The organism is Streptomyces sp. B15 (assembly GCF_018070605.1).
GTDB lineage: Bacteria > Actinomycetota > Actinomycetes > Streptomycetales > Streptomycetaceae > Streptomyces > Streptomyces smyrnaeus.
Window position 1 is genome coordinate 37,514 of sequence record NZ_JAGPXJ010000014.1, and the last position, 12,242, is coordinate 49,755.

The 12,242-nt window shown below is 72.8% G+C and carries 9 protein-coding genes; 2 read left to right on the forward strand and 7 right to left on the reverse strand.

Annotated elements, in window-relative coordinates; translation table 11 throughout:
• Nucleotides 1-32: 32 nt before the first annotated feature.
• From KBY19_RS09385 to KBY19_RS09410, 6 genes are all read right to left on the reverse strand, one after another.
• Complete coding sequence (locus KBY19_RS09385; RefSeq protein ID WP_245226327.1) at nt 33-551, reverse strand: GNAT family N-acetyltransferase; 519 nt, start codon at nt 549-551, stop codon at nt 33-35.
• Nucleotides 552-583: 32 nt separating this feature from the next.
• Nucleotides 584-2,143 (reverse strand): signal recognition particle protein, encoded by a 1,560-nt coding sequence (gene ffh, locus KBY19_RS09390; protein ID WP_099884603.1) that lies wholly within the window; start codon nt 2,141-2,143, stop codon nt 584-586.
• A 149-nt stretch (nt 2,144-2,292) separates the two neighbouring features.
• On the reverse strand, nt 2,293-4,989 hold the full coding sequence (locus KBY19_RS09395; protein WP_185019527.1) for a [protein-PII] uridylyltransferase: 2,697 nt from the start codon (nt 4,987-4,989) through the stop codon (nt 2,293-2,295).
• Nucleotides 4,990-5,030: 41 nt separating this feature from the next.
• Nucleotides 5,031-5,369, reverse strand: a complete 339-nt coding sequence (locus KBY19_RS09400; RefSeq protein ID WP_099884599.1) for a P-II family nitrogen regulator — start codon at nt 5,367-5,369, stop codon at nt 5,031-5,033.
• Nucleotides 5,366-6,676, reverse strand: a complete 1,311-nt coding sequence (locus KBY19_RS09405) for an ammonium transporter (RefSeq protein ID WP_210965581.1) — start codon at nt 6,674-6,676, stop codon at nt 5,366-5,368. The genes KBY19_RS09400 and KBY19_RS09405 overlap by 4 nt, the downstream gene beginning before the upstream one ends.
• Nucleotides 6,677-7,001: 325 nt before the next feature.
• Nucleotides 7,002-8,654 (reverse strand): hypothetical protein, encoded by a 1,653-nt coding sequence (locus tag KBY19_RS09410; protein ID WP_099884596.1) that lies wholly within the window; start codon nt 8,652-8,654, stop codon nt 7,002-7,004.
• Between the two features lie 357 nt (nt 8,655-9,011).
• Here KBY19_RS09410 and KBY19_RS09415 point away from each other — a divergent pair, with 357 nt between their 5' ends.
• The gene (locus KBY19_RS09415; protein WP_099884594.1) at nt 9,012-9,710 is read left to right on the forward strand and encodes a bifunctional DNA primase/polymerase; all 699 of its coding nucleotides are present in this window, start codon (nt 9,012-9,014) and stop codon (nt 9,708-9,710) included.
• Nucleotides 9,711-9,819: 109 nt separating this feature from the next.
• Here KBY19_RS09415 and ftsY read toward each other — a convergent pair whose 3' ends face one another.
• Entirely contained in the window at nt 9,820-11,061 is a 1,242-nt protein-coding gene (gene ftsY / locus KBY19_RS09420; RefSeq protein ID WP_099884593.1) for a signal recognition particle-docking protein FtsY, read from the reverse strand.
• 108 nt (nt 11,062-11,169) lie between these two features.
• Here ftsY and KBY19_RS09425 point away from each other — a divergent pair, with 108 nt between their 5' ends.
• Nucleotides 11,170-12,189, forward strand: coding sequence for an LLM class flavin-dependent oxidoreductase (locus KBY19_RS09425; protein WP_210965582.1), 1,020 nt, complete (start codon nt 11,170-11,172; stop codon nt 12,187-12,189).
• Nucleotides 12,190-12,242: the final 53 nt, after the last annotated feature.

The following is a 12,242-nucleotide window of genomic DNA, read 5'->3' on the forward strand; positions in this document are numbered from 1 at the left end:
TGGGGCGGGCAGGAGCCGACAGCGGCGGGCCGTCAGCCCAGGCCCGGCCACTCCTCGGCGGTGAGCGCGAAGCGCTCGTGGTCGCGCCAGGCGTCGTTGATGAAGAGCATCCGGGGTGAAAACCCCTCGTGCCGGAATCCGAGCCGCTTGGCCATGGCCAGGGAGCGCTCGTTCTCCGGCTGGACGTTGATCTCCAGCCGGTGCAGGCCCAGTCCGTCGGGTCCCGGCTGGAAGCAGCGGTCGACGACCAGCCGCAGCCCCTCGGTCATCCGCCCGGTTCCGGCATAGGGGACGTAACTGTCGTAGCCCAGCGAGCCGTTGCGGAAGCGGGCCCGGACGATGTTGGCCACGTTCACCCGGCCGACGAGCCCCTCGTCCTCGCGGTCGAGGATGAGGAAGGTACGCAACGCGGGCCCCTGGCGGCGCAGCAGATCGGGGAAGCCGTCCGGCTCGACCGGGTTCCACGGGCGAAGGTGGTCTGCCGAGCGGACGACGGCCTCACTGTAGAGCTGCTCGTCGGCAGGCCGCGGGGGGCGGATGTAAACGCGCATGGACGACATCATCCGCCTTTGCCGCGGCACGCTCACTTCGGGGGCAGGATGTCCTTGAACTCCTGGGGGAGTTCGAAGTCGCCCGGGTCCTGGCCGGCGCCCGGGACACCGAAGGCGCCGCCCTCGCCGGCCTGGGCCCGGCGGGCCGCCGCGGCCTGCTCCTCCTGCTTGCGCTTCATCGGGTTGCCCGACTGGCGCTTGCCCTTGGCCTTCTTCTGCTTGCCCTTCTTCTTGCCCCCGCCCCCACCGGGCATCCCCGGCATGCCGGGCATCCCGGGCATACCGCCGCCCTGGGCCATCTTGGACATCATCTTGCGGGCGTCGAAGAACCGCTCCACCAGATTCTTGACGGCGCTGACATCCACCCCTGAGCCGCGGGCGATACGGGCCCGCCGCGAGCCGTTGATGATCGTCGGCTCGGCGCGCTCCGCGGGGGTCATCGACTTGATGATGGCGGCGGTGCGGTCGACCTCCCGCTCGTCCAGATTGTTGATCTGGTCCTTCATCTGCCCCATGCCGGGCATCATGCCGAGCAGCTTGGAGAGCGAGCCCATCTTGCGGACCTGCTCCATCTGGGCCAGGAAGTCGTCGAGCGTGAACTCCTTGGGCCCCTTCGCCAGCTTGGCGGCCATCTTCTCGGCCTCTTGCTGGCTGAAGGTCTGCTCCGCCTTCTCGATCAGCGTGAGCATGTCGCCCATCCCGAGGATGCGCGAGGCCATCCGGTCGGGGTGGAAGGCGTCGAAGTCGTCCAGCTTCTCGCCGTTGGAGGCGAACATGATCTGCTTGCCGGTGACCTGCGCGACCGAGAGGGCCGCACCGCCGCGCGCGTCGCCGTCGAGCTTGGAGAGTACGACGCCGTCGAAGCCGACGCCCTCCTGGAAGGCCTCCGCCGTGGTGACCGCGTCCTGACCGATCATGGCGTCGACGACGAAGAGGACCTCGTCCGGGCTGACCGCGTCACGGATGTCGGCGGCCTGCTGCATCAGCTCCTGGTCGATGCCCAGGCGGCCGGCGGTGTCGACGATGACCACGTCGTGCTGCTTGTCGCGCGCATGGGTGATCGAGTCCTTGGCGACCTTGACCGGGTCCCCGACCCCGTTGCCCGGCTCCGGCGCGAAGACGGCCACGCCCGCGCGCTCGGCGACGACCGACAGCTGGTTGACCGCGTTCGGGCGCTGGAGGTCGGCCGCGACCAGCATCGGCGTGTGCCCCTGCTGCTGCAGCCAGCGGCCCAGCTTGCCCGCCAGGGTGGTCTTACCCGCGCCCTGGAGACCGGCGAGCATGATGACGGTCGGCGGGTTCTTGGCGAACCTCAGGCGCCGCGTCTCGCCACCGAGGATGCCGATCAGTTCCTCGTTGACGATCTTGATGACCTGCTGGGCCGGATTCAGCGCCTGGGAGACCTCGGCTCCCAACGCACGTTCCTTGACCTGCTTGATGAAGGCGCGCACCACAGGGAGCGCGACGTCCGCCTCGAGCAGGGCGATACGGATCTCGCGCGCGGTGGCGTCGATGTCCGCCTCGCTGAGGCGCCCTTTGCCCCGGAGGTTCTTGAACGTCGCACTCAGGCGGTCGGAAAGGGTATCGAACACAGCGCTCGTCGGTCCTCGGGTCGGTGGCGGAGTCAATCTCTGCCAAGGGTAGCCGCCTCCCGGGCGGGGCCATCCCGCCTGTCCGGATCGGGGACGGCTCCGGGCCCGGAGCGAAGCCGGCCCGTCCGTTCGGACCGGACCGTACCGGTTCAGCGCAGCGCGGTCTCGACCTGCTGTGCGAGCCGCGCCGCCACCACGTCGGAGAGGGGCTCCCCGGCGGCGTCCGTCACGTAGAAGGCGTCGACGGCGTTCGCGCCCAGAGTGCTCACATGGGCGCTGCGGACGCGGACGCCGGCCTCCTCCAGGGCCTGGCCGATGCGGTGCAGCAGTCCCGGCGCATCCTGGGCCCGTACCTCGATGACGGTGGCCGCCGCGGAGTCGCCCGGCGCGACGGTGGCGCGTGGCGGGGGCGGCTGGATCGCCGTGCGGCGCGGACGGTAGGCGGCCTCCCGCTCGGCGAGCCGCAAGGCGAGACCCAGCGAGCCGTCCAAGGCGCGCACCAGGTCCTCCCGCAGCCTCGCCGCCTGTGGGAGGGAGCCGTACCGGGCGGCAACGCGCCAGGTGAGCAGCAGGACGCGAGGGGTCTCGGCAGTCGCGGATTCGCCTTCCGCCGCTGTCGCGAAATCTCCCGCCACTGTCGTGCCGTGGGATGCCACCGTTGTGACGTCCGACGCCGCTGTCGAGCCGCCCTCCGTCAGTGCTGCGGGAAGTTCCGCCAGTCGCAGATCCGCGGCCCGGACAGTCAGCTTGTGCAAGGCCAGCACTCCGGCGACTGCCGGGAGCACTCCGGACTGCTCGGGCAGCGCCACGGAAAGCTCCACACCGACGGGCTCCGGCCCGCCGTCGGCACCGCCGCCACCCGGTACCGCGGCGGCGCCCTCTCCCCCGGTGTGGCCGGTCTTGTGGGTGCGTAGCGCCAGTACGGGGCCACCGGTGCGCCACGCCTCCATCGCCAGTCGTTCGCCCTCCGCCGTCAGCTCCCGGTCGGCTGTCCGATCGGCCACCGGTTCACCGGCCAGCACGGCGGCCACCCGGGAGACGAGGTCGGACACGAGCGTCGCCCGCCAGGAGGACCAGGCGGCCGGTCCGGTGGCCAGGGCGTCGGCCTCCGTCAGCGCGTGCAGCAGTTCCAGCGTGCCGGGCGAGCCCACCGCTTCGGCGACGGAGCGGATGGTGGCCGGGTCGTCCAGGTTCCGCCGCGTCGCCGTCTCGACGAGCAGCAGGTGGTGGCGTACGAGAGTGGCCAGCGTCCGGGTGTCGGCGGCGTCGAAGCCGATACGGGCCGCCAGGTCACCGGCGATGGTCTCGCCGGTGACGGAGTGGTCGCCGGGCCAGCCCTTGCCGATGTCGTGCAGCAGCGCACCGGTCAGCAGCAGGTCCGGACGGTGGACGCGCCGGGTGAGCGCTGCGGCCCGTACGGCGGTCTCCACCAGGTGCCGGTCGACGGTGTAGCGGTGCACGGGGTTGCGCTGGGGCCGGCAGCGCACCCGCTCCCAGTCGGGCAGCAGCCGGGTGATCAGGCCCGCGGCGTCCAGCGCCTCCCACACCGGGACCGTCGCCTCGCCCGCGCCGAGCAGGGTGACGAACTCCTCACGGGCCTCGGCGGGCCAGGGCACGGGCAGCGGAGGGGCGCTACGGGCCAGCTTGCGTACGGCGGGCAGCGCCAGTGGGACTCCGGCCTGGGCCGCGGCGGCAGCGGCACGCAGCGGCAGCACGGGGTCGCGGTCCGGGCGGGCGTGCAGGGCGAGGGCCGCCTCGCCCTCGTGCTCGACGACGCCCTCCGCCAGGGGCGTGCGCTCCCTCACGGGGGCTCCCGGGCGTCCGCCGGTGCGCCTGCCGCCGCCCAGCAGTCCGCGCAGCCGGGTGCCGCGCGGGGTGCCGCCGCGCGCCCGCAGCACCCGCTCCACCTCGCGCCAGGTCACGTCGCTCGCGTAGCCGACGGCGCCGGCGGCCTCGTAGACGCGGCGCAGCAGGGTGTCCGCGTCCAGCAGACCGAGTGCCGCCGCGACCTGGTCCTGGTCCTGGAGGGCGAGCCGGTCGGTGGCGCGGCCGGTTGTCAGATGCAGCGCGTCGCGGACGTCGAGGAGGGTGTCGCGCGCCTCCCGCAGTCCCTCGCGCGGGGCGTCGGCGAGCCAGGAGGCGGCCACGGCCCGCAGTGCGGTCAGATCCCGCAGGCCGCCACGGGCCTCCTTCAGGTCGGGCTCCAGCAGGAAGCGCAACTCGCCGTGCCGCCGGGCCCGTTCACCGGCGTACTCGCGCAGTTCGGGGAGCCGGGAGCGGGCCTCGGCGCGCCATCGGGCGAGGGCGGCGGTGCGCAGTTGGGCCGTGAGGTCCTGGTCACCCGCCACATGGCGGGCGTCCAGCAGGCCGAGCTGCACCTTGAGATCGTCCTCGGCGGCGGCGCGCGCCTCGCCCAGGGTGCGTACGGAGTGGTCGAGGGCGAGCCCGAGGTCCCACACCGGGTACCAGAGGTGGTCGGCGAGGGCGGCGAGAGCCGCGGTGTCGATGGTGCCGTCGTGCAGCAGGAGCAGGTCGAGGTCGCTGCGCGGGGACAGCTCGCCGTGGCCGTAGCCGCCGACGGCCACCAGCGCGGTCCCGGTGGGCGCCTTGGCGGTGAACAGCCCGGCGAGCCACCGGTCGGTGAGCCCGCAGAGTGCGCGGCGGCGGTCCGGGCCGGACAGCGCGGTGTCCTGCAACAGCCGCACCCGGGCCGCCGCGTACCCCTCGGCCGCCCGGCCCGGGCCCTCGCCCGGGCCGCCCCCCGCGGGTGCTGGGCTACCCGTACCCGGCCCGTTCCCGGCGGGCGCGTCGGCGCCGTCCCCCGCCGGCGCGCCCGGGCCGTGCACTCCGTGTACCGTTGCCGCCGTCCGTGCCGCCGCCGCGTCCCTCACAGCGCGTCCGGCCCTCGCTCGCCCGTCCGTACCCGGACGGCGGTCTCGACCGGCACCATCCACACCTTTCCGTCGCCGATCTTGCCGGTGCGTGCGGCCTTGACGACGATCTCCAGGAGCTGTTCGGCGTCCTCGTCCTCGGCCAGCACCTCGATGCGCACCTTGGGGACGAGGTCGACGGTGTACTCGGCACCCCGGTAGACCTCGGTGTGGCCGCGCTGCCGCCCGTAGCCGCTGGCCTCGGTGACGGTGAGGCCCTGGACCCCGAAGGCCCGCAGCGCCTCCTTCACCTCGTCGAGCTGGTACGGCTTGATCACCGCGGTGATGAGCTTCATGCCTCCACCTTGCTGTCGTGGCTGTCGTAACGGGCGCTGTTCGCGGTCACGCTCCCACCTGCCGCGGTGCCGGGTGCCGGCAGCCCGCTCCGGTCCCGGAGCGAGGAGCCGCCGACGGCGCTGAAGTCGTACGCGGTCTCCGCGTGGAACGCCTGGTCGACGCCGGCCGCCTCGTCGTCCGGGTCGGCGCGGAAGCCCATCGTGGCCTGTACCAGCTTGGCCAGCAGCCAGGAGACCACGAAGGAGAACGCCATCACCGAGAAGGCGCCGAGTGCCTGCTTGCCGAACTGGGTGAGGCCGCCGACCCCGTCCACGGCCAGGAAGCCGACCAGCAGCGTGCCGATGACGCCACCGACCAGGTGGACGCCGACCACGTCCAGGGAGTCGTCGAATCCGAGCTTGTACTTGATGCTGACCGCCCAGGAGCACACCGCACCGGCGACGACTCCGATCAGCAGCGCGCCCATGGCGTTGACCGCGGCACCGGACGGGGTGATGGCCACCAGGCCGGCGACGGCGCCGGAGGCGGCACCCAGCGTGGTGAAGGCGCCGTGCCGCACCCGCTCGTAGATCAGCCAGCCCAGCATGGCGGCACCTGTCGCGAGCTGCGTGTTGAGCGCCATGTTCGCGGCGGTGCCGTCGGCGGCGAGCGCGGATCCGGCGTTGAAGCCGAACCAGCCGAACCACAGCAGCGCGGCGCCGAGCATCACCAGCGGCAGGCTGTGCGGCCGCATGGGGTCCTTCTTGAAGCCGATGCGCTTTCCGACGACGAGTACCGCGGCCAGCGCCCCGATGCCCGCGTTGATGTGCACGGCGGTGCCGCCGGCGAAGTCGATGACTTCCAGTTCGTAGAGCCAGCCGCCCTCGGCCCACACCCAGTGCGCGACAGGGAAGTAGACGATCGTCACCCACAGGGTGAGGAACACGGCCCAGGCGCTGAACTTCACGCGGTCGGCGAGGGCGCCGCTCATCAGCGCCGGCGTGATGATGGCGAACATCATCTGGAAGAGGACGAAGGCGAAGACCGGGATGCCGCCCTTCTCGGTCAGGGACTCGGACGAGATCCCCTTGAGGCCGATGAAGTCCAGGTTCCCGATCACACCGCCGGTGTCCGGGCCGAAGGCCAGCGAGTAGCCGTAGAGCACCCACAGCACGCTGACGATCGCCAGCGAGATGAAGGACATCATCAGCATGTTCAGGGCGCTCTTCACCCGGACCATGCCGCCGTAGAAGAAGGCGAGGCCAGGCGTCATCACCATCACCAAAAACGCGCTGACCAAGACGAAAGTGGTATCCGCGCCGTTCAATGTGGACGTCTCCTCGGGTCGCGACCCTGCGGGCGGGCCGGTGGGCACCTCCCGGCCGAGGCCGGGGGAGGGCGGGCTGGATGCCAGGTTTCCGAAGCCCGGTTTCGCCCGTCGCCCCCCGGTGTTTCGACACCGTGAAAAGAGGCGCGTCGGTGTTACGCGCAGATGAAGCGGGGCCTTCCGCGCGGTGACGCGCGTACGCTGCGCCCACTCGCCGGGGTCCGGAGCGCCCGGTCCCGCCGTATCCCATGGCCGGACCCGTACCGGCGATGTCGGCGGGGGAAGGCGCGCGGCGCAGAAACCCCGAGGTCCCGGAGGCCCGGGCTCAGCCCGCGACGGCCTCGCTGTCGGTCAGCTCGACCCGGAGCCGCTCGCTCAGCTGCACCACGTCCGCGAGCTCACCGAACTCGCGCACGGCACCGGCCGTGGTCCGGCGCAGCCGGTTGTTGACCCGTTCCGAGCGCAGCCGCTTGGCGACGCCGAGGGCCTCGCTCGCCCGCGCCACACACCCTTCGGGCTCGCGCTGCAGCAGGTGCACGCTGGCCATCCCGATCAGGTTGAGCGCGTAGGAGCGCTGGTGGCCGCCGCCCTCCTCCTCACGGGCCTCCTGCGCGAACAGCTCGACGGCGCGTTCCATCGCCGGCCGTGCCAGTGAGGCGTAGGTGGGGCTGCGGCCGGAGGAGTAGGCCAGATCACGGTAGGAGTGCGCGTTCTCCGCGTACAGCTCGGCCTCGGAGAAGAACCGGATCCAGTCGGGGTCGGCGTCCGAGGGGTCGATGTCGGAGAACGTCTCCTCGGCCATCCGCACCGCGCGCTTGCACTTGCCGGGCTGGCCCATGTTGGCGTAGGCGCGGGCCTCCATCGCGTAGAGCATCGCCTGAGTGCGGGGGGTGGCGCCCTCCCGGCTGCCGTACTGCGCGAGGTGCACCAGCTCCAGCGCGTCCTCGGGGCGGCCCAGATGGATCATCTGACGGCCCATCTTGCTGAGCACGTACGAGCCGAGGGGCCGGTCACCGGCCTCCTTGGCGGCGTGCAGCGCCAGGACGAAGTACTTCTGCGCGGTGGGCTGCAGCCCGATGTCGTAGCTCATCCACCCCGCCAGTTCGGACAGCTCCGCCGTGACACGGAACAGGCGGCGCCGGACGGGCTCGTCGGGCCGCTCCTGCAGCAGGTCGGTGACTTCGTGCAGCTGTCCGACGACGGCCTTGCGGCGCAGCCCTCCCCCGCACTGTGCGTCCCAGGTGCGGAACATCTGAGTCGTCTGCTCCAGCAGCTCCAGCTCCGGCGCGGACAGCCGCGGCCCGCGCCGCAACCCGCCACCGCCGCGCCCGGCACCCTCTTCTCCGCCCCCGGCACCGGCGCCGGCCGCCTGCCGCCGACGGCCCGCGTACGGGGCCTGTCCGCCGCCGCGTACGGCCTCGCCGTACAGCCCGTCCCGGGGTGCGGGAACGGTGGGCCCGCCCGCGGAGGCCTGCTGCTCCCCGGGCAGTCCGGCTTCGGGACCGGTGCCCGGCACCAGCCAGCGCTGCATGGGCTCGATCAGGGCGGGGCCCGCGGACACGGACAGCGAGGTGCCCAGGAAGCCTCGGCGGCCCAGCATCAGATCGCTGCGGGTGAAGTCGCTGATCATCGCCACGGTCTGGGGTCCGGCCCAGGGCAGGTCGACTCCGGAGGCCGCGGGGGACTGCCGGGCGGGGCGCAGCCCGAGGTCCTCGACGGCGACGACGCAGCCGAAGCGCTCGGAGAACAGCTCGGAGAGGATGCGGGGGATGGGCTCCCGGGGCTGCTCGCCGTCCAGCCAGCGGCGCACCCGTGAGGTGTCGGTACTGATGTGGTGTGCGCCCAGCTGTCGTGCCCGGCGGTTCACCTGGCGGGCCAGCTCGCCCTTGGACCAGCCACTGCGCATGAACCACGAGCCCAGCCGCTCGTTCGGGCTCTTGCTCGCCTGGCCTCGCTCAGCCACTGGTAACGCCCCCATCCCGCCTTGGTGACGCGCTCAGGAGCGGGCAGGTCCGCGTTGCCCCGCGCGCCCGCACCCTCGACCCCGCCATGCCTGAGGCATAGTCCGCCGCCGCGCTCTCTCCGTTGTGTGTACCGAAAGTAATCCTACGATCACGACCCAGGCGAGCGTAATTGCAGAATCGCCACCATTCGCCACCCCTTCGGATGAACCCTGAAGCGCTCGGAGGCGCTTGACTTGACACCTGGGAAGCAAACTCCACGGAGAGGCACCCCATTCCCCTGTCCTCGCCCAGGAGTCCGACCGCCACCATCTCTTCGTCACTGTGCGCAACGACGCCGTAACCATAAGCATTCGGGACCCGTTGGAGTGAGCATGGGCTTCACGATCGGCGCCATCAGCGGTCTCAGCGGCATCCGCGAGATCCGCGAGCTGCGGCCCGGCGCACGCAGGCGCGAACGCGCCCAGGTGTGCACCACTGTCGCGGAGTACACCAGCCTGTGGGGCTGGGACGTGATCCCCGGCGCCCGCGCCATCCGCCCGGGCGGCCGTGTCGCCTGCTCCTGCGGCGCGAGCGCCTGCCCCTCCCCCGGTGACCATCCGCTCGACGCCTCCCTGGAGGTTCCCGCGGGTGCCACCCTCGACGAGGCCTCCCGCGCCTGGGCAGCGGTTCCCGGGGCGGCCATGCTGCTCCCGACGGGCCGCGCCTTCGATGTGCTGGAGGTCGCCGAGCACGTCGGCCGGTGCGCACTGGTGCGGCTGGAGCGGATGGGGGTACCGCTGGGTCCGGTGGCCGCGACACCGCACGGGCGGGCCTGGTTCCTGGTCGCCCCGGGTGCGGCGGCCGAACTTCCGGAGCTGCTCTACCGGATGGGCTGGGACGACGCCGGCCTCGACCTGCGCGGCAGGGGCGAGGGCGAGCACATCACCGCGCCGCCGTCCGACCTCGCCGGTCTGGGCGCCGTGCGGTGGCTGCGGCCGCCCACCCTGGAGGCCTCGGGGCGCCCCCCGCAGGCCCGGCTGCTGCTGGGCACGCTGGCGTACGTGTGCCACCGGGCAGCCGCCGTCCGGTGAATCGGCCGCGCGTCCGGCTCCCCGCCGGCGAGCGGCCGCCTGCGGCGCACCGCCGTGGTGGGCCGCCGTCGCGGCGGAACAGGTACCGCCGCGACGGCGGCGTTCGGCCTCAGGCCTCCCGCACCAGCGCGTCCACGAACGCCTCCGGTTCGAAGGGCGCCAGATCGTCGGCGCCCTCGCCGAGCCCGACGAGCTTGACCGGCACGCCGAGCTCGCGCTGGACGGCGACGACGATGCCGCCCTTGGCGGTGCCGTCCAGCTTGGTGAGGACGATGCCGGTGATGTCCACGACCTCGGCGAAGACCCTGGCCTGCACCAGGCCGTTCTGACCGGTGGTGGCGTCCAGCACCAGCAGCACCTCGTCCACCGGGCCCTGCTTCTCGACGACGCGCTTGACCTTGCCCAGCTCGTCCATGAGACCGGTCTTGGTGTGCAGCCGGCCCGCCGTGTCGATCAGCACCACATCGGCGCCGGCCTCGGTGCCCTGCTTGACCGCGTCGAACGCGACCGAAGCGGGGTCGCCGGCCTCCGGGCCGCGGACCGTACGAGCGCCCACCCGGGTGCCCCAGGTCTCCAGCTGGTCGGCGGCGGCGGCGCGGAAGGTGTCGGCCGCGCCGAGCACGACCGACTTGCCGTCGGCCACCAGCACCCGGGCGAGCTTGCCGGTGGTGGTGGTCTTGCCGGTGCCGTTGACGCCGACGACGAGCACCACGCCCGGACGGTCGACGGCGGCCGCCTCTGCGCCCGGCTCGGTGTGCACCGTGCGGTCCAGGTCGGTGCCGACCAGCTTGAGCAGCTCCTCGCGGAGCAGACCGCGCAGCTCGTCGGGGGTGCGGGTGCCGAGCACCTTGACCCGCTCACGCAGCTGCTCGACCAGTTCCTGGGTGGGGCCGACGCCGACATCGGCCGTCAGCAGGGTGTCCTCGACCTCCTCCCAGGTCTCCTCGTCCAGGTGCTCCCGGGACAGCAGGGTCAGCAGGCCCTTGCCGAGGGAGTTCTGGGAGCGGGAGAGCCGGTCGCGCAGCCGCACCAGCCGGCCGGCGGTCGGGGCCGGGGTCTCGATCTCCGGCGCGGCCGTGGCCGCCTCCGCGGTGGCGGGTGCCTCGGCCTCCGCCTCCTCGGCCTCGGGAAGGCCGACCTCCTCGATCGTGCGGCGGGCCCCTTCGGGCGGGGCCTCCGCCTCCTCTCCGACCTTCGGTTCGACAGTGCGGGTGGGGGCTTCGGTAGTGCTCTCGGAGGTGCCGGGCTGCTGGGTCTCGGCCGCCTTCTTCCTGCGGCCGGTGACCACGAGCCCGCTGATCGCGACGAGCGCGATCACAGCGATGACTACTACAAGGATGACGATTTCCATAGCGGCTCCAGTATCGACCACCGTCAACGCTTCGCCGCCATTCCCTCTTCGCGCGCGCTGGGCTACGGTCCGGCACTCGCCATTGCCGTCTGCCGGGTGGGAGTCCTCGTGACCGTGACGACAAGTGTCCGCTTCAACCTCGTCCAGCCCGAACAGCCGCCGGGACCAGCGGAGTCGGCCGAGCGGCCGGTGGACCGGTATCGGGCGGCGCTGGAGATGGCCGGCTACGCCGACGAGCACGGTGTGACCTCTCTCATCGTCGAGGAGCACCACGGTGTGCCGGACGGCTGGCTGCCCTCGCCGCTGGCTCTCGCGGGCGCCTTCCTGGGGCGTACGCGCACCACGCTCGTGACGGCCTGCGCCATCCTGGCGCCGCTGTACGACCCGGTACGGCTGGCGGAGGACATCGCGGTGCTCGACCTGGCCAGTGGAGGGCGACTGGTCACGGTGGCGGGAATCGGCTACCGCCCGGAGGAGTACGCGGCCCTGGGACGGGACTTCTCCCGGCGCGGCGCCCTGCAGGACGAGGTCCTGGAGACGCTGCTGGCCGCCTGGACGGGCGAGCCGTTCAGCTACCGGGGCCGTACGGTGCGCGTCACCCCGCGCCCGTACAGCAGTCCGCATCCGCCGCTGTTCGTCGGCGGCAGCTCGCGTCCCGCCGCACGCCGTGCCGCGCGGCTGGGGCTGCCGCTGTTCCTCCCCGCGCACCTGCCGCAGCTCGAGCGCTACTACGAGGAGCGCTGTGCGGCGGCGGGCGGCGCCCCGCTGTGTGTGATGCCGCCGCCGGAGCTGCCCGTCGTCCATCTGACCGACGACCCGGACCGGGCCTGGGCCGAGCTGGGGGAGCACTTCCTGTACGAGGCGCGCCGGTACGCCGCCTGGCAGACGCCGGATGTGCACTCGGCGATGCGGGCGCAGGCCACCACGGTGGCGGAGCTGCGCGCGGAGGGCGTCTACCGCTTCGTCACCCCGGACGAGTGCCTGGCGGTGGTGGAGCGGCAGCCCGCCGGGGCGCGGCAGGTGCTGCTGCATCCGCTGTGCGGCGGGATGCCGGTGGAAGAGGGCCGGCGGTCGCTGCGGCTGCTGGTGGAGGAGGTCATGCCCCGGCTGAAGGGGCTCGACGGCTGAACGGCTGCCGCTCCCGGGCCGGGGCCCGCACAGCCCGCTGCCCCGGCTCCTGG